Annotated in this window: 22 protein-coding genes; 13 read left to right on the top strand and 9 right to left on the bottom strand. The window is 72.4% G+C overall.

The annotated features are described in order from the left end of the window. Positions 1-239: 239 nt before the first annotated feature. Entirely contained in the window at positions 240-725 is a 486-nt protein-coding gene (locus ACZ6EG_RS06150) for a MarR family winged helix-turn-helix transcriptional regulator (protein ID WP_391968843.1), read from the top strand. A 62-nt stretch (positions 726-787) separates the two neighbouring features. Here ACZ6EG_RS06150 and ACZ6EG_RS06145 read toward each other — a convergent pair whose 3' ends face one another. Continuing rightward, positions 788-1,450, bottom strand: a complete 663-nt coding sequence (locus ACZ6EG_RS06145) for an FMN-dependent NADH-azoreductase (protein ID WP_391968842.1) — start codon at positions 1,448-1,450, stop codon at positions 788-790. A gap of 142 nt (positions 1,451-1,592) precedes the next feature. On the opposite strand from ACZ6EG_RS06145, the gene ACZ6EG_RS06140 reads away from it, so the two are divergent. Next, the gene (locus ACZ6EG_RS06140; protein WP_391968841.1) at positions 1,593-2,261 is read left to right on the top strand and encodes a nitroreductase; all 669 of its coding nucleotides are present in this window, start codon (positions 1,593-1,595) and stop codon (positions 2,259-2,261) included. A gap of 97 nt (positions 2,262-2,358) precedes the next feature. Next, positions 2,359-3,087, top strand: coding sequence for an SDR family oxidoreductase (locus ACZ6EG_RS06135; RefSeq protein WP_391968840.1), 729 nt, complete (start codon positions 2,359-2,361; stop codon positions 3,085-3,087). Between the two features lie 108 nt (positions 3,088-3,195). Here ACZ6EG_RS06135 and ACZ6EG_RS06130 read toward each other — a convergent pair whose 3' ends face one another. After that, positions 3,196-3,666 (bottom strand): hypothetical protein, encoded by a 471-nt coding sequence (locus ACZ6EG_RS06130; protein WP_391968839.1) that lies wholly within the window; start codon positions 3,664-3,666, stop codon positions 3,196-3,198. A gap of 164 nt (positions 3,667-3,830) precedes the next feature. Here ACZ6EG_RS06130 and ACZ6EG_RS06125 point away from each other — a divergent pair, with 164 nt between their 5' ends. Then, positions 3,831-4,304, top strand: coding sequence for a carboxymuconolactone decarboxylase family protein (locus ACZ6EG_RS06125; RefSeq protein ID WP_469602029.1), 474 nt, complete (start codon positions 3,831-3,833; stop codon positions 4,302-4,304). A 242-nt stretch (positions 4,305-4,546) separates the two neighbouring features. Here ACZ6EG_RS06125 and ACZ6EG_RS06120 read toward each other — a convergent pair whose 3' ends face one another. From ACZ6EG_RS06120 to ACZ6EG_RS06105, 4 genes are read right to left on the bottom strand one after another with little or no spacing between them, the layout of a single operon-like run. After that, positions 4,547-5,482 (bottom strand): hypothetical protein, encoded by a 936-nt coding sequence (locus ACZ6EG_RS06120; RefSeq protein ID WP_469602026.1) that lies wholly within the window; start codon positions 5,480-5,482, stop codon positions 4,547-4,549. Beyond that, complete coding sequence (locus ACZ6EG_RS06115) at positions 5,479-5,964, bottom strand: hypothetical protein (protein ID WP_469602022.1); 486 nt, start codon at positions 5,962-5,964, stop codon at positions 5,479-5,481. The genes ACZ6EG_RS06120 and ACZ6EG_RS06115 overlap by 4 nt, the downstream gene beginning before the upstream one ends. A 3-nt stretch (positions 5,965-5,967) precedes the next feature. Beyond that, on the bottom strand, positions 5,968-7,188 hold the full coding sequence (locus tag ACZ6EG_RS06110; protein ID WP_391968835.1) for a macrolide family glycosyltransferase: 1,221 nt from the start codon (positions 7,186-7,188) through the stop codon (positions 5,968-5,970). Next, a complete protein-coding gene (locus tag ACZ6EG_RS06105) occupies positions 7,185-8,204 on the bottom strand; it encodes a patatin-like phospholipase family protein (protein ID WP_469602018.1) in 1,020 nt (339 codons plus the stop codon). The genes ACZ6EG_RS06110 and ACZ6EG_RS06105 overlap by 4 nt, the downstream gene beginning before the upstream one ends. Positions 8,205-8,499: 295 nt before the next feature. Here ACZ6EG_RS06105 and ACZ6EG_RS06100 point away from each other — a divergent pair, with 295 nt between their 5' ends. From ACZ6EG_RS06100 to ACZ6EG_RS06090, 3 genes are all read left to right on the top strand, one after another. Beyond that, entirely contained in the window at positions 8,500-9,396 is an 897-nt protein-coding gene (locus ACZ6EG_RS06100) for an RNA polymerase sigma-70 factor (protein WP_469602015.1), read from the top strand. 101 nt (positions 9,397-9,497) lie between these two features. Beyond that, on the top strand, positions 9,498-11,228 hold the full coding sequence (locus ACZ6EG_RS06095) for an FAD-binding protein (RefSeq protein WP_469602013.1): 1,731 nt from the start codon (positions 9,498-9,500) through the stop codon (positions 11,226-11,228). A 193-nt stretch (positions 11,229-11,421) separates the two neighbouring features. Then, entirely contained in the window at positions 11,422-12,168 is a 747-nt protein-coding gene (locus ACZ6EG_RS06090) for an SDR family oxidoreductase (protein ID WP_469602010.1), read from the top strand. Positions 12,169-12,347: 179 nt separating this feature from the next. Here the strand turns inward: ACZ6EG_RS06090 and ACZ6EG_RS06085 are convergent, their stop codons facing one another. Next, on the bottom strand, positions 12,348-13,190 hold the full coding sequence (locus ACZ6EG_RS06085; protein ID WP_469602007.1) for an alpha/beta fold hydrolase: 843 nt from the start codon (positions 13,188-13,190) through the stop codon (positions 12,348-12,350). A gap of 528 nt (positions 13,191-13,718) precedes the next feature. Between ACZ6EG_RS06085 and ACZ6EG_RS06080 the strand changes: the two genes are divergently transcribed. From ACZ6EG_RS06080 to ACZ6EG_RS06065, 4 genes are all read left to right on the top strand, one after another. Continuing rightward, positions 13,719-14,297, top strand: a complete 579-nt coding sequence (locus ACZ6EG_RS06080; RefSeq protein WP_469602004.1) for a hypothetical protein — start codon at positions 13,719-13,721, stop codon at positions 14,295-14,297. Between the two features lie 494 nt (positions 14,298-14,791). Then, positions 14,792-15,043, top strand: a complete 252-nt coding sequence (locus tag ACZ6EG_RS06075; protein ID WP_469602001.1) for a hypothetical protein — start codon at positions 14,792-14,794, stop codon at positions 15,041-15,043. 173 nt (positions 15,044-15,216) lie between these two features. Then, complete coding sequence (locus ACZ6EG_RS06070; protein WP_469601997.1) at positions 15,217-15,789, top strand: PadR family transcriptional regulator; 573 nt, start codon at positions 15,217-15,219, stop codon at positions 15,787-15,789. Between the two features lie 87 nt (positions 15,790-15,876). Then, entirely contained in the window at positions 15,877-17,595 is a 1,719-nt protein-coding gene (locus tag ACZ6EG_RS06065; RefSeq protein ID WP_391968826.1) for an acyl-CoA dehydrogenase family protein, read from the top strand. Between the two features lie 116 nt (positions 17,596-17,711). Here ACZ6EG_RS06065 and ACZ6EG_RS06060 read toward each other — a convergent pair whose 3' ends face one another. Continuing rightward, positions 17,712-20,234, bottom strand: coding sequence for an SCO7613 C-terminal domain-containing membrane protein (locus ACZ6EG_RS06060; protein WP_469601993.1), 2,523 nt, complete (start codon positions 20,232-20,234; stop codon positions 17,712-17,714). Positions 20,235-20,436: 202 nt separating this feature from the next. On the opposite strand from ACZ6EG_RS06060, the gene ACZ6EG_RS06055 reads away from it, so the two are divergent. Then, the gene (locus tag ACZ6EG_RS06055; RefSeq protein ID WP_469601990.1) at positions 20,437-21,237 is read left to right on the top strand and encodes an endonuclease/exonuclease/phosphatase family protein; all 801 of its coding nucleotides are present in this window, start codon (positions 20,437-20,439) and stop codon (positions 21,235-21,237) included. 145 nt (positions 21,238-21,382) lie between these two features. After that, the gene (locus ACZ6EG_RS06050; protein ID WP_469601987.1) at positions 21,383-22,603 is read left to right on the top strand and encodes a serine hydrolase domain-containing protein; all 1,221 of its coding nucleotides are present in this window, start codon (positions 21,383-21,385) and stop codon (positions 22,601-22,603) included. Between the two features lie 216 nt (positions 22,604-22,819). Here the strand turns inward: ACZ6EG_RS06050 and ACZ6EG_RS06045 are convergent, their stop codons facing one another. Further along, the gene (locus ACZ6EG_RS06045) at positions 22,820-23,542 is read right to left on the bottom strand and encodes a dienelactone hydrolase family protein (RefSeq protein WP_469601984.1); all 723 of its coding nucleotides are present in this window, start codon (positions 23,540-23,542) and stop codon (positions 22,820-22,822) included. Positions 23,543-23,695: the final 153 nt, after the last annotated feature.

Here is a 23,695-nt window from a genome sequence, read left to right as displayed (position 1 = left end):
CTGCTGCACGCGGCCGTGTCGTCCTCCCGCGCCACCGGTCAGGCCCTCGAGGTAGCGGGTGGTGGCGACCGGGGATCTGCTGCTGCCTGTCTCTCGAACGAGTCAATCGCGTGAGGGTCACATGACGTGCGGTGCTCCACCGGTTGACGCGTGCCCGAGCTGGCCCTCGGCGCGCGGGCGGGATCGCCCGTTTCAGGTGAGACGGTATCGGGTGAAGCGGCGGCTGTAGCATGCCCGTCATGGCCGCTCACGCTTCCTCCCGGGACGCCGCGCCGCGCGCGAGCGACCGTCCCGGAGACACCTCGCCCTTCGCGCTCGGCCTGCTGCTGCGGCGGGCGCACTGGCGTGCGGCCGGCCTGATGTCGGAGGCGCTGCGGCCGCTCGGCCTCGAACTGCGGCACTTCGCGGTACTCATCGTGCTGGTCGACCGCGGTCCCACCATGCAGCGGGACCTGGCGGCGGAGACGGGGACGGACAAGGCGGGGGTGATGCGGGTCGTCGACGACCTGGAACGCAAGAACCTCGCCGTGCGCAGGGCCGTCCCCGGGGACCGCCGAGCGCGGGCCGTGGAGATCACCGCCGAAGGGCTGGAGCTGTTCGACGCGGCCCACGTCGCCGCCGAGCCACTCGCCGAGCGACTGGTCGCCGACCTGGGGCCCGAGGGCTCCGAGCAGCTGACGCGTCTGCTGACCCGCCTCGCCCATCCGGGCGGCGGCGGGGAGTAGGGCGCCCGGACGAAGGACGCCCCGGCTGTGGGCCGGGGCGGTGCGGGCCTCGGCGTGCGGGTTCAGCCGCCGCTGTTCGCGGTGAGGCGCTCGGTGAGTTCCTTGGCCTTGGTGACGGCGTCGGCGTGGGCGCGTTCCCGAGAGGTCTCGAACAAGGGCGTGAGCTCGGACATGGCCGGGTTGCGGGGGGCCATGGTGAGTTCCGGAACGATGAAGTCGAGGTCCAGGCCGAGGGTGCTGCGGAGTACGGCTTCCAGGTAGTTCTGCACGAACTCGAAGTCCTCGCGCGGGGTGCCCGGCGCGTAGGAGCCGCCGCGGCTGGCGACCACCACGGTCGGCGTGCCCTGCGCGGAGGGCGCCTCCCCTGCCGTGCGGCCGAGCAGGAGCACACTGTCCAGCCATGCCTTGAGGGTGGACGGGACGGTGTAGTTGTACATGGGAGCGCCGATCAGGATGGCGTCCGCCCGCTCCAGTTCCTCGATGAGCTCCAGGCGTACGGCGAACGCGGCGGTCTGCCGAGCGGTGCGCTCGGAGGGGTCGGCGTAACCGGCGGACCAGGCGTCGGCGGTGATGTGCGGGACGGGGTCGGTGGCGAGGTCGCGGTAGATCACCGTGCCCTCCGGGTGCTGCTCCTCCCAGGTGCGACGGAACGCGGCCGTGACGGAGCGGGACGCGGACGCCTCGGCCGGGAACACGGACGAGTCGATGTGCAGAAGCGTGGCCATGGAGCTTCTCCAGAAAGCGGTATCGGGGCCCGGCGGGAGCCGGAGCTTTTGCTGCTCGGGCATCTAGTTATACACGAGATAGTCGCGAATGATACTGTCGCAATCGCAACCATGATCATGAACGACAGGGAGATGTGTCCTCATGGATGTCTACGAGGCGGTCGAGACCCGGCGCTCCGTACGCCGCTTCACCGACCGGCCCGTCCCGCAAGAGGTGCTGAGGCGTGTGCTGTCCGCCGCAGCCTGGGCGCCCTCCGGGTCGAACCTCCAGCCCTGGCACGCCTTCGTGCTCAGCGGCGGGCCGCTGGCCGCGCTCAAGAAGCGCGCGGGGGCCCGCCTCGCCGCCGGTGACCCCTGGGACGAACCGGAGTACGAGCAGTACCCGCCGCAGCTGAAGTCGCCGTACCGCGAACGCCGGTCGGCCTTCGGGGAGCAGCGGTACGGAGCCCTCGGCATCGCGCGCAAGGACACGGAGGCGCGCCAGAGGGCGGCGTCCGCGAACTGGGAGTGCTTCGGGGCACCCGCCGCACTGTTCTGCTACATCGACCGCGATCTGGGCCATCCGCAGTGGTCCGATGTTGGCATGTTCCTGCAAAACGTGATGCTTCTGCTGCGTGCGGAGGGCCTACACAGTTGCACACAGATGGCTTGGGCGAAGTTCCACAGGACCGTCGCGGAGACCGTCGCACCCCCGCGCGACCTGATCCTCTTCTGCGGCATGTCCATCGGGTACGAGGACAGCGCCGTGCACGCCACCCGGACGGGCCGGGCCGCGCTGGAGGAGACGGTCACGTTCGTGGACGGCCCCTGACGCTCCCCCCTTCGCGGCGCTCGAAGCGCCGTTTGCCTCCGTCGCCCACACAGTGGTTCCTGGGCCACACGTTCTCGGAGAAGAGGAGAGGCACGCCATGAAGATCGCGGTGATCGGCGGTACCGGGCTGATCGGCTCGCAGGTCGTCGAGAAGCTGGACGCGGCCGGACACGAGGCCGTACCGCACTCGTTGTCCACCGGCGTCGACGTCCTCAGCGGGCAGGGGCTGGAGGGGGCGATGGAAGGAGCCGGCGTCGTCGTCAACCTGACGAACAGCCCCACCTTCGACGACGCGTCCCCGGCCTTCTTCCGGGACTCCATGGACAACCTGCTGGCCGCGGCACGCAACGGCGGTGTGGGCCACTTCGTCATTCTCTCCATCGTGGGCGTCGACCAGGTGCCCGAGCTGGACTACTACCGCGCCAAGGTGCTGCAGGAGGAACTCCTGCGAGGCGGTCGGGTCCCGTACTCGATCGTGCGCGCCACCCAGTTCATGGAGTTCATGGCCGCGGTCCTGACCTGGACGGCCGACGACGAGAACGTCCGCCTGCCCGCCACGCCGATCCAGCCGATCGCCGCGAAGGACGTGGCCGCGGCGGTGGCCGAGGTCGCCGTCGGCGCCCCGCTGAACGGCATCCGCAACATCGGCGGACCCGAGGTCTTCGCCCTCGACGACCTGGGCAGGCTGACGCTCTCCCGCAAGGGCGACACCCGCTCGGTCGTCACCGATCCGACCGCCGGCATGTTCGCGGCCGTCAAGGGCGACGTCCTCACCGACATGGACGCCCACCTGGCTCCCACCCGGTACACCGACTGGCTCTCCTAGGTGTGCCGCCGGGGGCGGCGGGGGGCCGTCCTCCGACGGCCCCCCGCCACACCGTGCCCCACCGCCCGCTGCCGCCGTGCGGGCGATGGTGTCCGGTGCGATCGCGGCTCAGTGCTCCCCCGACCTCGCGGGGTTGAGCCCGGCGGTGCGGCGGATCCGCTTGGTACGACCGCGTTCCGCGAGGAGCCGGAGCACCTCGGCGTTCGAGGTCGCGGCGGCCCTGAGCTGGAGCCAGTCGGACGCGGCCAGCAGGTCGTCCGGCCGCCACGGCCCCTGCCGCACCACGACGCGGAGCAACGACCACTCCAGCAGACGACGTGTGAGGAACGGGTCGTTCCCGACCGCCCGCGTCATCGCCTCGCTCCACGCCGTGAATCCGGGGCCGGGAAGGAGGTCACCGGCCCGACGGTCCAGGTGGCGCAGTACGGCGGACCGTGCCATCGTCCGGTCCGGATCGCCGAGAACCCGTGCCACCACGGCCGGCTCCCGCGCGCCGGTGGCCTGGGCAAGCTCGCGGAGGTGGGCGGCGAAACGCGCGTGCTCGGCAGGCTCGTCCGGGGCGGTGGCGGGGGCGTTCACTCGGTGTGGTTCCCTCCCTCGCGCCGAAAGTGGGAACGCACGGTGCTGCCACGCTCCCGCGTACCCGCCATGGGCCTCCGACCTGCGATGTCCTCCAGACCTGTCACACATTCCCCCGCAGAACTGTCATCAGTGTGTAACTCCCTACCCGGCTAGGAGAAACCATGGAATCGCGTCTCAACTTCTTCGGCAACGCCTTCGCGGGCAAGATCCTCCGGCACATCAACTCCGCCAGCAGGATCGCCGCGGAGTCGGGCCTGCCGACCGCGACGCAGGAGTTGGTGAAGATCCGCGCCAGCCAGATCAACGGCTGCGGGTTCTGTACCGACATGCACACGAAGGACGCGGCTGCCGCCGGAGAGACCCAGCTGCGGCTCAACCTGGTCGCCGCGTGGCGTGAGGCGAACGTGTTCACCGAGGCGGAGCGCGCGGCGCTGGAACTGGCCGAGCAGGGCACCCGGATCGCCGACGCGGCCGGGGGAGTCCCCGACGATATCTGGCAGAACGCCGCCAAGCACTACGACGAGGAGCAGCTCATCGCGCTCGTCTCCCTCATCGCCATCATCAACGCCTACAACCGGATCAACGTGATCAACCAGCAGCCCGCCGGCGACTACCAGCCCGGTCAGTTCGGCTGACGCCCGGGACCCGGCGGCCGCCGCCGGTACGCCACCCGCCACGCCGACGGTGTGTTCCACCCGTGGGCGTGGCGTCATGTCGGCTTCCGCCACCGCAACGCCGGTCGCCGTCGGCCGACGGAGTGCCCCAGCAGGTGGACCTGGAGCGTGGGGACGCCCCGCTTCGGGATCGACGAACCCGGGAACCCCGGCCCCGGACACGCATGAGCCCTCGGTGAGAACCTCACCGAGGGCTCAGCCGGTCACCGGCCCGGTGCTTCCTCCGCACGGCCGCGGCAGTGCGCGCGGATCAGCGCGACCACGGTGTCGGCGGTGTGGGTCAGATGACTGCGGCCGTCGGGCAGCAGAGCCGTCCGGCTGATGTAGCTCCGCGGCCCGACGTGCGTGGCCGGCTCGAAGCGGTGCACGGTGATCCTTCCCTCGCGGGCGGCCCGGTTCCAGCCGCTGCCGCGGAGGAGCGGCCAGCGCTGCGGGAACATCCAGGTACCGACCCGCTCGATCCGGTCGCCCGAACCGGTGAGCCGATGTACGTGCTCGGCGCGGGTGAGGTCGTTGGCGCCGTTGTGGAAGCCGCCGAACATGATGAGCAGCAGGGGGCAGCCCAGCCGCTCGTGCAGTTCGCCGACCGCGCCGGTGGCCACCTGCGCTCCGCCGCTGTAGCTCAGCAGGACCACGGGTACGCCGCTGCCGGGCCGGTACCCGGCGAGCCGCAGCTGGGTGGCGATCTGCGAACCGACGGCCCGGTTGTACAGCGGCCGGTAGCGGTGGTCGGCGGCCACGAAGATCTGCATGACGTTGTGCAGGAAGAGCAGCAGACCCACGCGCCGGCGCAGCCACGACCACACGGGCCGGTCGGCCAGCGGGTCGGCGAGCGGCGAGTACGGCTGGACCTGTCCCAGCACCCGCAGTTCCGGCGCCCCGTCGAGCACGGCCCTGACCAACTGGCCGCCGTCCCGGCTGTCACGGACCCGGCGCTTGCCGATCCCGTCCAGATAGACCAGGTAGGCGTCCGGGGGGCGGTCCGGGTCCGCGCCGCGTGCGTACGGCACGCCTTCCGGCAGCTCGGTGATCGGGTCCCGCCAGCCGGCACCGTAGGCCAGCACCTCGTAGCGGGCCAGCAGGCCCTCGGCGAGCAGGGCGGGCCCGAGGGCGACGGCCCAGAGCACGAAGTCGTTCACGGCGTCTCCACCGCGTCGGTGGCGCTGATCCGCACGACCAGCCGCCGTACCCCTTCGACCGTGACCCCGAGGAGCACTCCGGCCACGGCCACGCAGCCGGCGGCGGTCCACCAGCCCAGACCGGTCTCCGCGGACAGCGGACCGGTCAGACCGGCGCCCACCCCGACGAAGAGCAGGAGGTGGAGCAGGGGCCCGAGCAGGGGGAACGCGAGCACGGCCGAGAGGGCCAGGGGGACGAGCAGGCCGGGGGTCCACTCCAGCCCGCCACCGGGAGGCGGCGAGGACAGCAGGAGTTCGGCCAGGGTCCAGGCCGTCAGCGGCCAGAGCGCGAACACGGCACCCTCGACGACCGCGCCGGCCAGCAACAGCCGGACGATCCGCCTGCGGGGCACACCGGGTCGGCCCACCGCGACGGGCGTGACGCGCCCGAGGGCCTCCGACAGCCCGGCGAGCACCAGCAGGGTGACGACGACAGGCGGCATCGTTCAAGCCTCCTGCGGAGGGACGGGGGCCGGGGGAGCGGCCGGGCCGTCCGGACGCAGGTACCGCTCCAGTTCGTCGGCGGCCCGCCAGTACCCGCCCGCCTCACGCTGAGTGGCCCGCAGACCGGCCGTGGCCGCCGGGAACCGGGAGTCCTCCAGCAGGCGCCGGGCGACACCGCGCACCGAGTCCTCGGTGACGTTCTCCGTGCGGATCGACAGGCCCGCTCCGAGCTCCACGACGCGGCGGGCCACCATCGGCTGGTCGGCGCCCTGCGGGACGACCAGCAGCGGGACACCCGCGAACATGGCCTCGTTGACACTGTTCATCCCACCGTGGGTGACGAACAGCGCCGCACGGTCCAGCACCTCCAGCTGCGGCACGGAGCGGCGGACGATCACGTTGACGGGCAGGGCGCCCAGCGCCGCCGGGTCGGTCTGGCCGGTGGAGACCACCACCGTCCCTCCCAGGGGGGCGAGCGCCGTGGCGAAGGTGCGCAGCAGCCGCGGGTCGGCGTTGAAGACCGTGCCCAACGAGGCGTACAGCACCGGGTCCCGGAGCCGGTCGGACGGGAAGGACGGGTCGTCCGGCCGGGCGCCGATGCTGGGGCCGACGAACCGGTAGGACCGGTCGAACTCCTCGACGGCGGGCTGGAAGGCCCGCGAGGTGTACACGAGGTTCAGCGGCTGCCGTATGTCGGCCAGGTCGAGCAGGGGCACCCCCGACGTGGCGTAGCGGCGGTGCAGCGCCAGCCGTGCCGCCGCGTAGCCGAGGAGGCTGCGGGGGCGGGCCGCCGCCGCGGTCAGCAGCTCCCGTGAGCCGCGGGTGGGGCTGGGCACGTGGCGGTTGTAGGCGAACGTGGTGAACGACGACGCGGCCGGCACGCCCAGCTCACGGGCGGCGAGCGCGCCCCACAGGCAGGCGCTGTCGTGGACGATCAGGTCGGGCCGGTCGCCGCGCAGGTCGGCGAGGACGGCGGGAAGCAGACCGAGTGCGGTGCGCGCCAGGGCCTCGACCAACGTGACGGGCGTCGGCGGGTCCGGGAGCGGCTGGTCGCCGCCCGGGTAGAGGCGCACGGTCGCACCGGTGGCCGCGATCTCCTCACGGAACGCGGGGGACGTGTGGTACGTGACGGTGTGGCCACGCCGGACCAGTTCGGCCGCGACGGGCAGCGTCGGGTTGATGTGCCCGTGCATGCCGATGTTGAGGAACGCGATGGTACTCACAGGCCGGCCCTCGCAGCGATGCGGTGCGGTGCCCACCCGGTCACGGTCGACGCGGCCGGTTCCGGCTCGGTGACGGCGGGGCCGGCCGGGGCCTGATCGGCCCGGTACAGGCCCGGCCCGCTGACCCGCAGGCCGTCGATGAAGCGTCCGGCCGTCGTGGCGGCGGCGTCGATGAGCCGCCGGCTGTGGCGGAAGTCCCACGGGGCGGGCCAGACGTCCGTCCCGGTCGGCAGGACGACGGTCGGCACCCGGCGGGACACCTCGGCGAGGTCCCGTTCGATCTGACGGTGCACGAGCACCAGGCCGACCCGCGACGCGATGGCACCCGCCCGCGGGGGCGGCGTGGTCTGCGGCAGCGGTGAGCTCTCCGGGCCGGTCGGCACCACCACCACGCTGGCCGCCCCCGCCCGCAAGGCCGCCAGGACCGGAACGTACGCGATCAACCCGCCGTCGACGAGGGTGCGGCCCTCGCGGTCGACCGGGGGGAGGATGCCCGGGATGGCCGCGCTCGCGAGCAGGGCGGTCTCGAGGTCACCGTGGTCGAGAAGTGCCGGAGCACCGGTGACCAGGTCCATCGCCACCGCCGTGAACGGCACCGCCAAGCGCTCGATCCGCGACGGCAGCCCGGCCCGGGCGATCAGGCGGCGCAGGCCCCGGTCCGTGAAGATGCCGGCCCGCGAGGACGGGAGACCGAGCTGGTACACGTCGCGGCGGCGCAGTTCGGTCCACACGTGCTCCAGCCACGGGGCGGCCCGGTCGGGATGCGCCGCCGCTATGGCCCCGTTCAGTGCGCCCACCGAGGTGCCGATGATCATGTCCGGTCGGAATCCGCGCTGCTCCAGGGCGTGCCCCACACCCACATGAGCCGCTCCGAGCACGCCACCGGCGCCCACCACCACGGCCACGGTACGGGGGAGGGCGTCCAGGCCCACCGGCTCCGGGCCTCTCGGGTCACCCTCGCCGGAGCCGGTGCGCTGCGACGGAGCCGACGGATCCCGGCGGCGGGTCAGCATCATGATGTACCTCTCTCACCCGTGGAGGGGCGTCGTATCGCTGTGCTGGAACCAGGACCGGGCAGGCCGCCGATCTGTGACAGCGAGGCTCCCGCCGCACCCGGAGCACGGCAGGGGCGAGGCCCGCGGGACAGGGCGGGACAGGGCGGGGCACGGCAGGGACCCGGCTGGCCGCCGGCGGCCCGGCCGGCGACCGGTGGGACGGTCCGCGGGCGCGTGCGACCGGCCCCCGTTTCCCGCCCGGCGCTCCCGGCGGGCCGGTTGTAGCATGGCCGGTAGCTGTGCCGAAGGGGGCACCATGCACGCAGTCGACGGCCCCGGCTCTCTCGACGAGGCGACACGGCGGTTCCTCGAGGCGCGGCCGCGGCTCTTCGGAATCGCCTACCGCGTACTGGGCAGCGCCGTCGAGGCCGAGGACGTGCTGCAGGAAGCGTGGCTGAGGTGGCAGAAGGCCGACCGCACGGACATCGTCGAGCCGGCCGCCTTCCTGGCCACCGTGACCACCCGCCTAGCGATCAACACGGCCCAGTCCGCCAGGGTCCGGCGTGAGGCGTACGTCGGCCCCTGGCTCCCCGAGCCCGTCGACACCAGCTCGGACCCGCAGGTGGGGGCGGAACGGGCGGAGGCCGTCGAGATGGCGGTGCTTCTCCTGCTGGAGCGACTCAACCCCGTGGAACGGGCCGCCTATGTCCTGCGAGAAGCCTTCGACTACCCCTACAAGCAGGTGGCCGCCATCCTGGAGACGAGCGAGGGCAACACCCGCCAGCTGGTGAGCCGGGCCCGCAAACACCTCGCCACCGAACGCCGCGAGCAGGTGAGCCGGTCCCAGCACCAGCGTCTTCTGGAGGTGTTCCTCACCGCGGCGCAGACGGGCGACCTCGAGACCCTGGAGCGGGTCCTGGCGGCGGACGTCGTCAGCTACACGGACGGCGGAGGCATCCGTGGAGCGTCCCGGATCCCGGTGGTCGGGCGTCCGCACGTCTCCAAGTACCTCGCCGCCTTCGCACCCCGCTTCTGGCCGCGGTCCGACGTCAGCTGGGTCGAGGCCAACGATCGCCCGGCCGTGCTCGTCCGGTCCGGGGGAGAGGCCGTGGCCCTGCTCTGCATCGACGCGTCGGCGCAGGGCATCGACCGGCTCATGTGGGTGATGAACCCGGACAAGTTGTCGTCCTACGTGGCGTCGTCGAGCGGCTGAGCCCTCGGTCGGGGCTCGTCGGCCGCGCCCGCGCACACGGTGTCACAAACGGCCCGATCGACCGGTCGTACTGGAAGACGACCCAAGTGATCGGAACAAACATGGCTCTCACCGAACAACGTCTGTCCACGTTGGTGCTCGTGATCGGTACGGGTGGCGCCGGCCTCCGGGCCGCCATCGAACTGGCGGAGGCCGGGATGGACGTCCTGGCCGTCGGCAAGCGTGCCAAGGAGGACGCCCACACGGCCCTCGCCGCGGGCGGCATCAACGCGGCGCTGGCCACCATGGACCCCGAGGACAGCTGGCAGCAGCACGCGGCGGACACCCTCAAGGAGAGCTACCTGCTCGCCGACCCTCGGACCGTGGAGATCGTCACCAAGGGCGCCGCCCTGGGCATCGACGACCTGGAGCGCTACGGCATGGCCTTCGCCAGGGAGGACGACGGCCGCATCTCCCAGCGCTTCTTCGGCGCGCACAAGTTCCGGCGCACCGCCTTCGCCGGCGACTACACCGGCCTGGAGATCCAGCGCACGCTCATCCGGCGTGCCGACCAGCTCCGGATCCCCGTGCTCGACGGCGTGTACATCACCCGGCTCCTGGTGCACGACGGCGCCGTGTTCGGGGCCTACGGCTTCGGGCTCACGGACGGACAGCGCTACCTCATCCACGCCGACGCGGTCATCCTGGCGGCGGGCGGGCACACCCGCATCTGGCGGCGTACGTCCTCGCGGCGCGACGAGAACACCGGTGACTCCTTCCGGCTGGCCGTCGAGGCCGGAGCCCGGCTGCGCGACCCCGAGCTGGTCCAGTTCCACCCCTCGGGCATCATCGAGCCGGAGAACGCGGCCGGCACCCTCGTCAGCGAGGCCGCACGGGGCGAGGGCGGCATCCTGCGCAACGCCCTCGGCGAACGCTTCATGAACCGCTACGACCCCGAACGCATGGAGCTGTCCACGCGCGACCGGGTCGCCCTCGCCTCCTACACCGAGATCAAGGAAGGCCGCGGCACGGACAAGGGCGGCGTCTGGCTCGACGTCTCCCACCTGCCCCGGCAGACGATCATGAACCGGCTGCCCCGGGTGTACCAGACGCTGCTGGACCTGCAGATGCTGGACATCACCCGCGAGCCGATCGAGATAGCGCCGACGGCGCACTACTCGATGGGCGGGGTCTGGGTCAGGCACGAGGACCACAGCACCGACGTACGCGGCCTGTACGCCATCGGTGAGGCGTCCAGCGGACTGCACGGCGCCAACCGTCTGGGTGGCAACAGCCTCATCGAGCTGCTGGTCTTCGGCCGCATCACGGGACGGGCGGCGGCCGCCTACTCCGAGGCGCTGACCGCGCAGCCGCGCTCGGCGGCAGCGGTGGCACTCGCGCGCGCGGAGGTCGACGACCTGCTCGCCGCGGACGGGCCGGAGAACGTACGCGCCCTGCAGCGCGCCATCCGCAACACCATGACCGAGCACGCCGGTGTCGTCCGCGACGAGCAGGGGCTGCGGGCCGGGCTGGAAGAACTCGGCGTGATCGAGAAGCGCATGGAGGACGTCGGCGTCCACCCGGACATCGCCGGCTTCCAGGACCTCGCGCACGCCTTCGACCTGAAGTCCGCCGCCCTCGCGGCCCGGGCCACCCTGGAGGCGGCCCTCGAACGCCGCGAGACCCGAGGCTGCCACAACCGCAGCGACCACCCGGACACGGACCCCGCACTGCGGGTCAACCTGGTGTGGTCCCCGACGGCCGGAATCACCCACGAGAGCATCGCGCCGATCCCCGAGGACATCGCGACCTTGATGGAGGAGGTGTCCGCCGAAGGAAAGCTGGTCGAATAGGCGGAAAGCTCCCGCGCGTTCAGCCCTCCGGCATTCCGCGGGTCGCGGGTCGCGCTCTGCGTTCCGGTCCCCGTGTCACACGCGCGGCCGCCGTCCGGTCCTTCCTGGTGAGGGATGAGACCGGGCCGGGCGGACCGCCTTCCGGGCGTGCCCCGCACCCCTTACGAGAAGACGTATCGAGAGGACGGACATCATGAAGGTCGTAGTCGTCGGAGGCACCGGCCTCATCGGCTCCAAGCTGGTCGCCAAGCTCACGGAGCACGGCCACGAAGCCGTCCCCGCCGCGCCCAACACCGGCGTCAACACACTGACCGGCGAGGGGCTCGCCGAGGTTCTGCGGGGTGCCGACGTCGTGGTCGACGTCTCGAACTCCCCGTCCTTCGAGAAGGACGCCGTCATGGAGTTCTTCCGCACCTCGACCACCAACCTCCTCAAAGCAGAGGCGGAGGCCGGAGTGACCCATCACGTCGCCCTGTCCGTGGTGGGCACCGAACGGCTCCCCGAGAGCGACTACTTCCGCGCCAAGGTGGCACAGGAGGAGCTGATCAAGGAGTCGGGAATCCCCTACTCCATCGTCCACGCCACGCAGTTCTTCGAGTTCATGGCCGGCATCGCGGCGTCGTCGACGGTCGGCGACACGGTGCACCTCGCCCCTGTCGGGATCCAGCCCATCGCCGCCGAGGAGGTGGCCGCCGCCGTGGGCCGCGCGGCCACCGGGGCTCCGGTCAACGGCGTCGTGGAGGTGGCGGGCCCCGAGGCCTTCCAGCTGGACGAGCTCCTGCGCGACGCCCTCGCCGCCCAGAACGACCCCCGTACGGTGGTGACGGACCCGCACGCCCCGTACTTCGGCGCCGAACTCCAGGAGACCACCCTCCTGCCCGGCCCCGACGCCCACATCGCCGAGACCCGGTTCGCGGACTGGTTCGCCACGCAGGCGTGACCTACCCGCAGTCGTGACCCGTCCGCAGTGAGGTGGCCCCTGTCCGCAGGGGCCACCTCCTTCTGTCGTCTCCTGCCACTGTTCCGTCCCCGTGGCCGGCCCGCCGACCCGGCCGGCGGCGCAGCGAGAGGGCGGAGCGGCGATCCCGCGCCACTCCGCCCTCCCGGATCACGGGCCGGTCATCGGACCGTCCGTGCCGCCTTCCCGATGAGCCGGGCGACGTCGTCGGGCTGGGACACCGCCACCGCGTGCGACGCCCGGACCTCCTCCGTGCGGGCCCCGGCCCGTTCGGCCATGAAGCGCTGCGTCTTCGCAGGGATGTTGAGGTCCTCGGTGGCCACGAGCGCCCAGGACGGGATCGTCTTCCAGGCGGGCTCCCCCGAGGCCTCCTCCAGCGCGGAGTTGGTCACGGGCCGCTGGGCCACCGCCATGAGATCGGCGGTGCTCCGTGCCACGTCCGCGGCGAACTGGTCGCGGAACTTGGGCTGCTGGATGTAGAGGTCCGCGTCCTCGGTGCCGTCGGGGTGCGTGATCGGGACCGGGTGCAGGGCCTGCCCCAGCGAGCTGCCGGGGTACTTCGACGCCAGCTGCAGCGCGCTCTCCCCCTCGTCGGGCATGAAGGCGGCGGCGTAGACCAGTGCCTTCACGTTGTCGGCGCCCCGGGCCGCGTTGCTGATGACCGCACCGCCGTAGGAGTGCCCGACGAGGATCACCGGCCCGTCGATGCCGGCCACGACCTGCCTGACATAGGCGGCGTCGGTGCTCAGCCCGCGCAGCGGGTTGGCGGCGGCGACCACCGGATAGCCGTCACGCTTGAGCTCCTTCACGACCCCGTCCCAGCTGGAGGAGTCGGCGAAAGCGCCGTGCACCAGTACGACGGTGGGCTTGCGGTGCGGCGAGGACGGTCCGCTGTCCGCACCGGCCGGGGCGACCGACGTGGCGAGCAGCGCCGCGGCACCGCCGGCGGTGACCGCCAGGGAGAGCGGCATGCGGACACGCCGGAGGAGGGAACGACGGTTCATGGGGAAACCTCTTCGGGGTTGATCGGCCGAGCCACTGGTGTGCCCGGGCGACGGTGATGCCGTGGTCCGGCAGAGAGCCTGTGTGCGGCTTTCGCCCTTATGACAGGGCGAATGTTCATCTTGTGACGGATGGCGGTGATGGTGTTTCCTCACGCCGTACCGGTGTCGCCGGGCCACCGGGCCCGCCTACGCTTCTGCAGCGCACCCAGGCCCAGCCGCAATGAAGGACGCACCATGCCCGCAGACCCCGGTCAGACCCCCGATCCCGCTGTCGTCAGTGTCTCCCTGGCAGCCGAGTCAGCTCTGCTGGAGGCGCGGATACGCATGCTCCAGGAGGCGATCCACTTGATCGACACACGCATGGCGGCGGTCTCGGAAAGGCTGCACAGGATGTACCGCACGCCTGTTGCGTTGACGTCCCAACAGTGGCAACAATTGATGAGGCATCCTCTCGACGCCTGTCAAGGGAACCTGGAGTTCGGCCGCGGCCTATGATGGCCGGGGAAGAGTCGAGGATGAGAGGAACACATGGTCTCGGCAACCGGCGCCGCGCACAACATCGAGGTCACCGCTGAGAGTCTGCAGGAAGACCTGGCGCGCCTCGAACTCCAGAAGCAGGCACTGGAGAGGGAACTGGCGGCGGTGGTGGCCCATCTCGGCTCCGTCCAGCGGGCGCTCAGCGCGCTCGAGGTGCTGATGCGGGCCCCGTCGGCCGCCGAGGCGCCTGCCGTTTCCGGTGCACCGGCGGCAGCGGCACCCGCCGAGGAGACCGCGGCCCGGACCGCTCCCGCGCAGGCCCCCGGCCCGGACGCGACGCGGACACCCGCCGACCGGCGGTCGGGACGCCGGGCCACCGGGAAGCAGCGCCCCTCCGGGACCGGCGCGGAGCCGGACCAGCGCGGCTACGGCAGGCTGACCGAGCAGATCCTCGACTACTTCGCCAATGTCGGCGACGTGGACGTGCGCGCCCGTGACGTCGCGGCGGCCCTGGGCCGGGACAGTGACAGCGGCAGCATCAACGCGGTCCGCAGCACGCTCGACCGCCTCGTGGGTGCGTCCCGTATCCGCAGGTCCGGCCGGGGTCTCTACCGCGCCGAGCGATCCTGAGGCCCGCGTTCGACCGGCAGTGCTTCACACGGTGTGAGAAACACCGTGAACAGCGCAGGAAGCCCCGGGTGGCCCGTGGACGCCAGAGGTCCCGGGTTGGTCGCCGTTCCTGAGGTCCGGCAAGGTTCAGCGGTCCGCTTCCGCCGCCGAGGCGCCGGGCGGAGCTCCGGGTCCCGTTCGACGGCACCGCCCCGCGGCGGAGGCCGTGTCGGTCAGCCGGCCGGAGAACGAGCCGTCCCCGTCGTCGGACAGTGACCAGTAGGCGATTTCGACGGACTCCCCGTCGGATCGTCGATGATCAGCGTGGCGGGGAGTTCGTAGGACCGGGGATCGGCGGCGCGTCCCGGGTCGGCGAAGTCCACGGTGACGAGCGCGGTACCGGTCCATTCGCCGTGCGGTACACCGCCCGTCTCGCCGGACACGTCGTCGGTGGCCCTTTCCGTCCCGGTCTCCGTGTCCGTCCCGTACGTGTCCTCGTCGGGTTCGCTCTCTCCGTGAACGTGGGCTCGGGATCGGTGGGTGTCGTCCCGGCCTCCAGCGGGGTGTCGATGGCCGGCTCGGAGCCGGTCGCGACCGTCGCGGGCGTGCTGCTCGTGCTCGTGGTGGAGCCCGCCGTTCCCGAGCCGTCACCGCCGCCGCACGCCGTGACCGCCGTGACACCGGCGAGGCAGCGGCCCAGCACCGCGACGACGCGTCGGGTCAGCGGGCGCGGCCGGCCGGAGCCGCGGGTACGCGGCTGTTCCTGAAGTCGCGACATGTTGTCGTCCCCCCGGCGGTGCCCCCCGGCAGCCGCCTTCCTCCTGGACGGGAGCGTCGATCATGGAGAAAGGTGCAAATCGCGCGAACCGGCGAGTGAGGCGTGTCTCATCACAGCTCGGCGGCTTGTCTATGCAACAAGTTGCATAGAAGGATCCGGAGCATGGCGCTCGAACACGCGATCCTCGTCTCCCTGCTGGAACAACCTGGCTCGGGCTACGAACTCGCGCGCCGCTTCGAACGGTCCATCGGGTACTTCTGGACCGCGACCCACCAGCAGATCTACCGCGTGCTCAGGCGCATGGAGGCGGACGGCCTGCTGGACGTCCGCGAAGTGGCACAGCGGGGGGCACCGGACAAGAAGGAGTACTCCGTCGCGCCGCCGGGCCGCGCGGCACTCGCCGCGTGGCTGCACGAGCCGGTCCAGCCGGAGAGCATCCGGCACGAGCTGGCCGTGAAGATCCGCGGCGCGGCCTTCGGCGATCCGTCCGCGCTCATCACCGAGGTCGAACGCCACCGCGAGGCACACGACGACCGCCTCCGCCGCTACCTCGCCGGCGAGGCAAGGGACTTCGGCGCCCCCGGCCCACCGCGGTCGCTCGACGTCGGCCGGGAGCTCCAGCACGTCGTGCTGCGCGGCGGCATCGCCTTCGAGCGGATGACCATCGCGTGGCTCGACGACGTCCTCGACACCCTGCACAGACTCCGCGCCGCACCGCCCGGCGGCCGGGGCTGACGCCGAACGCCGCCCGCACCCACCCCGTTTCCCGTCCCGCCCGTATCCGTCGGGCACGTCCGACCCGATCCCCGGAAGGCACCCCTCATGGCCGACCAGCTCCTGTTCAACCCCCGCACCTACGACCCGGCGCACTTCGACCCGGAGACGCGCAGGCTGCTGCGTGCCACGGTCGACTGGTTCGAGGCGCGCGGCAAGCGCAGGCTGATCGACGACTACCGCTCGCGCGCGTGGCTGGAGGACTTCCTCGCCTTCGCAGCGAAGGAAGGCCTCTTCGCCACCTTCCTCACCCCCGCGGCCGACGGCGACCGGCCGGACCAGCGCTGGGACACCGCCCGCATCGCCGCCCTCAACGAGATCCTCGGGTTCTACGGCCTCGACTACTGGTACGCCTGGCAGGTCACCATCCTCGGCCTCGGCCCCGTCTGGCAGAGCGACAACGCCGACGCCCGCGCCCGGGCGGCCGAACTGCTCTCCCGGGGCGAGGTGTTCGCGTTCGGCCTCTCCGAGAAGAGCCACGGCGCCGACATCTACTCCACCGACATGCTGCTGGAACCCGACGGGGAGGGAGGCTTCCGGGCGACCGGCTCCAAGTACTACATCGGCAACGGCAACGCCGCCGGGCTCGTGTCGGTGTTCGGCCGCCGCACCGACGTCGAGGGGCCGGAGGGCTACGTCTTCTTCGCCGCAGACAGCCGTCACCCCGACTACCGCCTGGTCAAGAACGTCGTCGACTCCTCCAAGTACGTCAGCGAGTTCCGCCTGGAGAACTACCCGGTCGGGCCCCAGGACGTGCTGCACACCGGGCGGGCCGCCTTCGACGCCGCCCTGAACACCGTCAACGTCGGCAAGTTCAACCTGTGCACCGCCTCGATCGGCATCTGCGAACACGCCATGTACGAGGCCGTCACCCACGCCCGCCACCGCATCCTGTACGGCCGCCCCGTCACCGCCTTCCCGCACGTCCGGCGCGAGCTGATCGACGCCTACGTCCGCCTGGTCGGCATGAAGCTGTTCAGCGACCGGGCCGTCGACTACTTCCGGTCCGCCGGGCCTGACGACCGCCGCTACCTGCTCTTCAACCCGATGACCAAGATGAAGGTCACCACCGAGGGCGAGAAGGTCATCGACCTGATGTGGGACGTCATCGCCGCCAAGGGGTTCGAGAAGGACACCTACTTCGCCCAGGCCGCGGTCGAGATCCGGAGCCTGCCCAAGCTCGAGGGCACGGTCCACGTCAACCTGGCGCTCATCCTGAAGTTCCTGCGCAACCACCTCCTCGACCCGGTGGAGCACCCGCCGGTGCCGACCCGTCTCGACGCGGACGACGACACCTTCCTCTTCCGGCAGGGACCGGCCCGCGGGCTCGGCTCCATCCGGTTCCACGACTGGCGCACCGCCTTCGACACCTACGCCGGGGTGCCGAACGTGGCCCGCTTCCGGGAACAGGCCGACGCCCTGTGCGCGTTCGTCACCACCGCGGCACCCGACGAGCAGCAGAGCCGCGACCTGGACCTGCTGCTCTCCGTGGGGCAGCTGTTCGCCCTCGTCGTGCACGGTCAGCTGATCCTGGAACAGGCCGAGCGGACCGGCCTCGACGAGGACGTGATCGACGAGCTGTTCGCCGTCCTCGTCCGCGACTTCTCGCACCACGCGGTGGAGCTCCACGGCAAGGACTCCGCCACGCGGCTCCAGCAGGACTGGGCCCTCGGCGCCGTCCGGCGGCCCGTCGTCGACGAGGCGCGCTCGGCGCGCGTCTGGGAGCGGGTCGAGGCGCTGTCCGGCGCCTACGAGATGGCCCCGTAGCCGGCACGGGCGGCTCCGGTACCGGCGCGGGGGACCGGTACCGGAGCCGTCCCTTCCAGTGACCGCCGCCGCGTCCGCCGGGGCGCGACGGGGCTCCCGGGCCCGTCGGACAGGCGCTAGTGGAGCCGCCCGAGAGCCTCCCGTACCCGCCGCGCGTCGCGCAGGCGCTGCTCGTAGGTGGCGCCCAGGGCGAGCAGTACCAGTCCGGCCAGAGCGGGAGGCGCCCACCGGGGCAGCGCGCCGACGACCTGGGCGGCGTACGGGGCGAGTTCGTGCAGTGCCACCAGGGCGAGCACGGTCCCCCCGAGGACGAGCGGCGCCTGGAGCCGGTGGCGGGCTCCGGCCAGGGTGACGGCCAGGGCCGCGGTACCGAGCAGCAGGGGCCGGAGCCAGTGCGGGTCGCCCCACGTCATGAGCAGGCTCGGCACGGCGGTGACGGCCAGGCCGGCGCCGTATGCGGGCCAGGAGGAGAGGTCAGGGTCGCGGCGGCGCCTCAGGAAGCCGACGACGAGTGCGGGCACGGTCACCGGCAGGGTGTAGGCCTCCGGAGTGGTGACGTCCCAGGCCGCCCACCGCACCCAGGTGGCGAGCAGGAGCAGCACGGCGGCGACATGGGCGGCCGGCCGCCGGTCCGGGCGGAGCGCGGCCCCGGCCGCCACGAGTCCGCAGAGGGAGAGCACCAGCGCCAGCATCGGCGGGTCGGTCGCGGCCAGGGCGAGGGCGAGCAGCCCCGCCGCCGCGCCCGCCCCTTCGACGGACACGGCCGTGGCCCGGCCCACCGGGCGGGCCGCCACGAGGGCCGCGACGGCGGGCACGAGCAGGACCAGCAGCGCGGTCTGCGGCGGCTGCCAACCGGCGGACGCCCCGATCGCGCAGGCCAACGCGGTGGCGTGGACGAAGGCGGCGGGCGCGGCGAACGGGCCGAACCCCGGGCGCGCGGCGGCGGCGCCGAACCCGAGGGTCGCCGCCACGAGCACGCCGATCGTCACCGGCTCCGAAGCCAGCGAGACCAGGACGAGAGCGACGGAGGTGACCAGGGCCAGCACCATGGCCGTGAGCATCAGCGGCGACGTGCCGCCGGCCGCACGACGGGCCCGCTCCGCACCACCCAGCGCGGCCACGACCAGGGCACCCTGCACCACCAGGCCCGCGCCGTAGGGCAGTTCCAGCACGCCCGGCAGGACCAGCAGCGTCGCCCAGCCCGAGACGATCGCCCCCACCGCCGCGAGCGGCCACTCCTGCGCGCGGCGCCGGGCCACCACCGTCAGGGCGCCCGCGACGACGGCGAGGACGAGCGGCACGGTGGCCGCGTCGGGGGGCCAGGGCACGTCCTGGAACACGGCGGCCCGGAAGTCACGCGGCACACCGGACCAGGGCCGCTCCAGCCCGGTCACCGGACCGATGAGCGTCCCGGCGACCAGCGGCACGGACCACAGCACCGCGAGGCCCTGGACCGCCAGCGAGGCGAGTACGAGCCCCCGGCGGGACGCCCGGTCAAGGGGTGTCCGCACGGCCGCGAGCAGAGCCGCACCGCAGACCAGGTACCCCGGCACCATCCACACTGCCGGCAGCGACGCCCGCAGTACCCCGCCCGCTCCGGCGACCGCGCACAGCCCCGCGGCGGTCGCGGCGGCCACGGTGACACCGGACTCCCGGACGGACCGGGCCGCCACCAGGGCGACGGCCGCGGCGAGGACCAGCAGCACCGCCGACCGCGCGGCGGTGCCCGGACCGTCCGCGCTCCACCCGAGCACGCCCGCCGAGACGACCCCCACCGCGCCGGTGCAGAGCGAGCCGACGACCGCGACGATCCGGACCGGCAGCGCCGGTGCCCGCAGCGCGACGGCGGTGCCGGCCGCCGCGGTGGCCAGCAGAGCGGCCGTGACCGTGTGGGCACCCGCGCCGGCGGCCAGCGCCCACAGGAGCAGGGGGAGATGGGCGGTGGCCGTCGCCAGCGGCAGGGGGAGACGGAGCACGGCCCGTCCCGGCCCGCGGCCCTCGGCGCCGGTCCCGTCCTCACCCCGGGCACCGTCCTGATCCGCGTTCCCGTCCCCGTCGCCGTGAGCGGCCGCCGGCACCAGGGCGGACACGGCCGGCCCGTAGGCGGCCCAGGCTCCCGCCAGCAGCGCCGACGCGGCGGCCGCGTACGTCGGCGCGTCCGTGCCGGTCCACACCACTTCGCGCAGTGCGTAGGCGTCGAGCACGGTCAGGGCGAGTCCGAGGCAGGCGACCGCCTCGGCCGTGGACTCCAGTCCGCGCCGCAGCAGCAGCACCGGCGCACCCAGCGCGCCGACGGTCACCGCGCCGAGCACCAGTGACCGTCCGACGATCCCCATGTGGCCCCAGCCGACCAGGGTGAAGGCGATCGCGGCGACCGTCAGGAGCACGCCACCGAGGACCAGCAGCACGTTCTGCACGCCGGGCGCGGTGGTCTCCGGCCGGTGTGCGGCGGCGTCCCGCACCGGCCACACGGGCGGCACGGTCCCGTGGACCCAGCCGCCTCCGGCCGCGGACGCGGCCCGCAGCGTGTCGAGCAGCCAGGCACGGCGCCGCAGCAGGACGGCCCGTCGGGCGTCCAGGTGCCACAACTCGGCGTCGAGGAGCCGCAGCTCCTCGGCCGGGGGCGGAAGGTTCGTCATGCCACGGAGTGTGCTCCCCGTCACCGGGCCGGACATGAGCGCGGGTACTCAGTCCCTACTCAGGTACGGGCTCCCGAGACCCCGCCTGTGACGGAAGGGGCCCGTCCCATAACCTCGTGCGTGAGGACGGCGGACGCTCCGCGCGTCGACACCGGGGGAGGCGATGGTGCTCGCTAGAGGGACACGGTGGTTCGTGGGGGCGATGGCCGTACTCTGCGTGATCCTCGTCGGCTCCGGTTCTTCCGGCGGCCCCGACTCCGGCCGGCCCGTGGAGCCCGCGCGGGACGTGGTGGCGAACCGCGTCATGACGTGGAACCTCTGCAACCCCTGCAAGGAGAGCAACGTCCACCGGGCCGCGGAGATCGCCTCCTTCGCCCCTCAGGTCCTCGGCGTGCAGGAAGCCTGCGTGCGGGACGTCGAGGCGATCCGGGACCACCTGGAGAACATCCACGGTCTCGTCTACCACGTCGAGTACGGGATGGTCCTGGAGAAGCGGAGCCGCTGCGGGGGAACGCCGTGGAACCCGGGCGCGTTCGGCCAGGCCGTCCTCTCCGCCGCGCCCATGACCGACCACGTCAGCGAGGAGTACCCCGAGGGCGGCTCCGAGGACCGCGGCTACATGGCGGTCACCACCGAGATCGGCGGCCAGGACGTCCGGGTCTTCAACACGCACCTCGCCCAGCGCCGGCAGGAGTCCGTCCGGGCGGCGCAGGCCGCCGTGCTCGCCACCGAGGTCGCCCGGCACGAACGCGCCGTCGTCCTGGGCGACTTCAACGCGGTGCCGGACGCCCCCGAACTCTCGCGCCTGTGGGCCCTGGCCGTCGACACGGACCCCCGGTGCCATCCCACGCGCACCGCCGCCGGCACCTGCGGGGTGACCACGGACTGGCAGAGCAAGTTCGACTACGTCTTCCTGCGCGGCATCGCCCCCGGCGAGCACCGCGTGCACCCCTCCCGATACTCCGACCACCACCAGTTGTACGCCGACCTCGATATTGCGTGATCCGGTCTGGGCTATCGTTCTGAGCGCCCTGGAGATCACGTCCGTCGCGCGGACAAGGAGCGGCAACACGCCCTTGTACAGACGGGATTCACAGTTCCTGAACGGAGTCCAGGGCCTCCGCCCGATCACACGTAGAGAGAATCGGATGCGCATCAGAAACACGAGCCTCGCGCTCGTAGGCTCCGCGATGGTGGCCGCCCTGGTCACCGCCTCGCCGGCCGTCGCGGACTCCACCCCCACACTTCCCCGGCCCTCGCTCACCGGTGTCCTCGCCGTGCAGAAGCAGGCGATGGCCGCCGGGGCGCCCGGCGCCCTCACCCGGATCGACTCCGGCTCCGCGGTCTACCGGCTCTCCATGGGCAAGGCGGACCGGGCTGCCGGGACGGACATGGACGCCGACCTCAGGTTCCGGGTCGGCAGCGTCAGCAAGAGCTTCACCACCGTCGTGCTGATGCAGCTCGTCGCCGAGGGCCGCCTCGACCTGGACGCGCCGGCGAACGACTACCTCCCCGAGGCACTGCCGGACGACCGCATCACCGTGCGCCACCTGCTGAGCCACCGCAGTGGACTGTGGGACTACACGAACGACATGTTCTACCACACCGTTCCGGGCTTCGAGGCTGTGCGGAACAAGGTGTTCACGTACCAGGAGCTGATCGACCTCTCGACCGCTCACGCCCCGACCAACGAGCCCGGTGCCGCCTACAGCTACTCCAACACCAACTTCGTGGTGCTGGGGCAGATGATCGAGCACCTCACGGGTCAGCCGATGGCCGCGCAGTACGAGCAGCGGATCTTCAAGCCGCTCGGCCTGCGGAACACCTCGTACGTGCACCCGCGGACGACCCTCACCGGTTCGTACGCGCGGGGCTACGTCCGCGAGGACGACACGACGCTGCCGCTGGTGGACTCGACCGAACAGACCGTCTCCTGGGCCCAGTCGGCCGGCGCGGTCATCTCCAGCTCCTCCGACCTGAACCGCTTCTTCGCCGCCCTCGTCACCGGCAAGCTCGTCGCTCCGGCGCAGCTGCGGGAGATGATGAGCCTGGTCCCGGTCAACGCGGACGGCACCCAGTCCTACGGACTCGGACTGCGTGGCCGCAAGCTCTCCTGCGGTGTGACCGTCTACGGCCACACCGGCACCGTCCAGGGCTACTACACCTACGCGTTCACGACGGCCGACGGCAAGCGCCGGATGACGTCGATGGCCAACACCTCCAACAACGGCACGGTGAATACCCTCCTCGGCGGGACCCTCGAGGCCGCGTTCTGCGGCACCGACCCGACCCGGGCGAGCACCCTCGCCCGCTCCGCCGCCGGCGGGGGCGTCACCGAGGACATCGCTCCGCAGGTCGTCCGCGACTGACACGCTCCCGTCGGGTGACCGGGAACGGTCGCACGCGGAGCGCCGGCCGACGGCCGAGCACGGCCCGGCCCGCCGGTACCACTCACGGGCGGTACCGGCGGGCCGGGGCGGTCGTGGAGCCGGCGGGCGCCGCCGCTCAGGGTCCGGGAGGGTCCTCGACGACGGCCTTCCGGTGACCGCACCGCCCGCCGTCCGCCGCCCGTGGGACGAGCGGCCTCACTTCAGGTGCCGGTCCAGGAACCGGCATCCGTCCTCCAGCTCGAACCACGGGGTGCCGGTGTGCCCTCCGGTGTTCGCGTGCAGCGTCTTCTCCTCGCTGCCGAAGGCGTCGAACAGCTCCAGGGCGCGTTGCCGGGGGTTCCCCTCGTCGTCCCACTGCAACAGGAACAGCAGCGGAACGGTGACCCGCCGGGCCTCCTCGCGCTGGGCGCGGGGCACGTACCCCCCGGCGAAGAAGCCCGCGGCCGCGATGCGCGGTTCGACCACCGCCAGCCGGATGCCGAGAGCCGTCCACCCCCCGGAGTACCCGACCGGTCCGCCGGTGTCGGGCAGTTCCAGGAGGGCGTCCAGGGTGGCCCGCCATTCCGGGACCGCGTTCTCGACCAGCGGGCCGATGAGGGACTCGAAGATCTCGTCGACCGGCTCGCCGGCCCGCATCGCCCGCCGAAGGTCGGCACGGGCCCGCTCGTCCGCGGCGGACCGAGGACGGTCACCGCACCCGGCGGCGTCGATGGTGGCCACCGCGTAGCCGCGCGCCGCGGTGTACCTGGCCCGGGCCACCAGCCGGGGGTCGGCCTTGGGCAGACCGTTGTTGTGGGCCATGAGGACCAGCGGGGCGGGCGCGGATCCGGGCGTCCACAGGGTGCCAGGGATCTCCCCGAGGGTGAACTCGCGCTCGAGGACGCCGTCGTCGAGGCGCTGCTCGGAAGTGAACTGCATGGTCGTGCCTTTCGGGAGTACGCGTGAACGGCGCTCCCGGGCGACCTATCGCCCGACCGTGACCCCGAAGGGGAGCACCCATGTCGATACTGCGTTCACGGGTACCACCTCCTCCTTCATTCGCACGGCCTCGGGGAGAGTAGCAACGGCCCA

The sequence above is a fragment of the Streptomyces sp. NPDC041968 genome (assembly GCF_055589025.1).
This window is presented reverse-complemented; position numbering and strand designations above follow the sequence as displayed.

Excerpts from the sequence above, each read along its gene's own strand:
- ACZ6EG_RS06150 (WP_391968843.1), top strand. The coding sequence starts at position 240 with ATGGCCGCTCACGCTTCCTCCCGGGACGCCGCGCCGCGCGCGAGCGAC.
- ACZ6EG_RS06145 (WP_391968842.1), bottom strand. The coding sequence starts at position 1,450 with ATGGCCACGCTTCTGCACATCGACTCGTCCGTGTTCCCGGCCGAGGCG.
- ACZ6EG_RS06140 (WP_391968841.1), top strand. The coding sequence starts at position 1,593 with ATGGATGTCTACGAGGCGGTCGAGACCCGGCGCTCCGTACGCCGCTTC.
- ACZ6EG_RS06135 (WP_391968840.1), top strand. The coding sequence starts at position 2,359 with ATGAAGATCGCGGTGATCGGCGGTACCGGGCTGATCGGCTCGCAGGTC.
- ACZ6EG_RS06125 (WP_469602029.1), top strand. The coding sequence starts at position 3,831 with ATGGAATCGCGTCTCAACTTCTTCGGCAACGCCTTCGCGGGCAAGATC.
- ACZ6EG_RS06115 (WP_469602022.1), bottom strand. The coding sequence starts at position 5,964 with ATGCCGCCTGTCGTCGTCACCCTGCTGGTGCTCGCCGGGCTGTCGGAG.
- ACZ6EG_RS06105 (WP_469602018.1), bottom strand. The coding sequence starts at position 8,204 with ATGATGCTGACCCGCCGCCGGGATCCGTCGGCTCCGTCGCAGCGCACC.
- ACZ6EG_RS06100 (WP_469602015.1), top strand. The coding sequence starts at position 8,500 with ATGCACGCAGTCGACGGCCCCGGCTCTCTCGACGAGGCGACACGGCGG.
- ACZ6EG_RS06095 (WP_469602013.1), top strand. The coding sequence starts at position 9,498 with ATGGCTCTCACCGAACAACGTCTGTCCACGTTGGTGCTCGTGATCGGT.
- ACZ6EG_RS06090 (WP_469602010.1), top strand. The coding sequence starts at position 11,422 with ATGAAGGTCGTAGTCGTCGGAGGCACCGGCCTCATCGGCTCCAAGCTG.
- ACZ6EG_RS06085 (WP_469602007.1), bottom strand. The coding sequence starts at position 13,190 with ATGAACCGTCGTTCCCTCCTCCGGCGTGTCCGCATGCCGCTCTCCCTG.
- ACZ6EG_RS06080 (WP_469602004.1), top strand. The coding sequence starts at position 13,719 with ATGGTCTCGGCAACCGGCGCCGCGCACAACATCGAGGTCACCGCTGAG.
- ACZ6EG_RS06070 (WP_469601997.1), top strand. The coding sequence starts at position 15,217 with ATGGCGCTCGAACACGCGATCCTCGTCTCCCTGCTGGAACAACCTGGC.
- ACZ6EG_RS06065 (WP_391968826.1), top strand. The coding sequence starts at position 15,877 with ATGGCCGACCAGCTCCTGTTCAACCCCCGCACCTACGACCCGGCGCAC.
- ACZ6EG_RS06060 (WP_469601993.1), bottom strand. The coding sequence starts at position 20,234 with ATGACGAACCTTCCGCCCCCGGCCGAGGAGCTGCGGCTCCTCGACGCC.
- ACZ6EG_RS06055 (WP_469601990.1), top strand. The coding sequence starts at position 20,437 with ATGGCCGTACTCTGCGTGATCCTCGTCGGCTCCGGTTCTTCCGGCGGC.
- ACZ6EG_RS06050 (WP_469601987.1), top strand. The coding sequence starts at position 21,383 with ATGCGCATCAGAAACACGAGCCTCGCGCTCGTAGGCTCCGCGATGGTG.
- ACZ6EG_RS06045 (WP_469601984.1), bottom strand. The coding sequence starts at position 23,542 with ATGCAGTTCACTTCCGAGCAGCGCCTCGACGACGGCGTCCTCGAGCGC.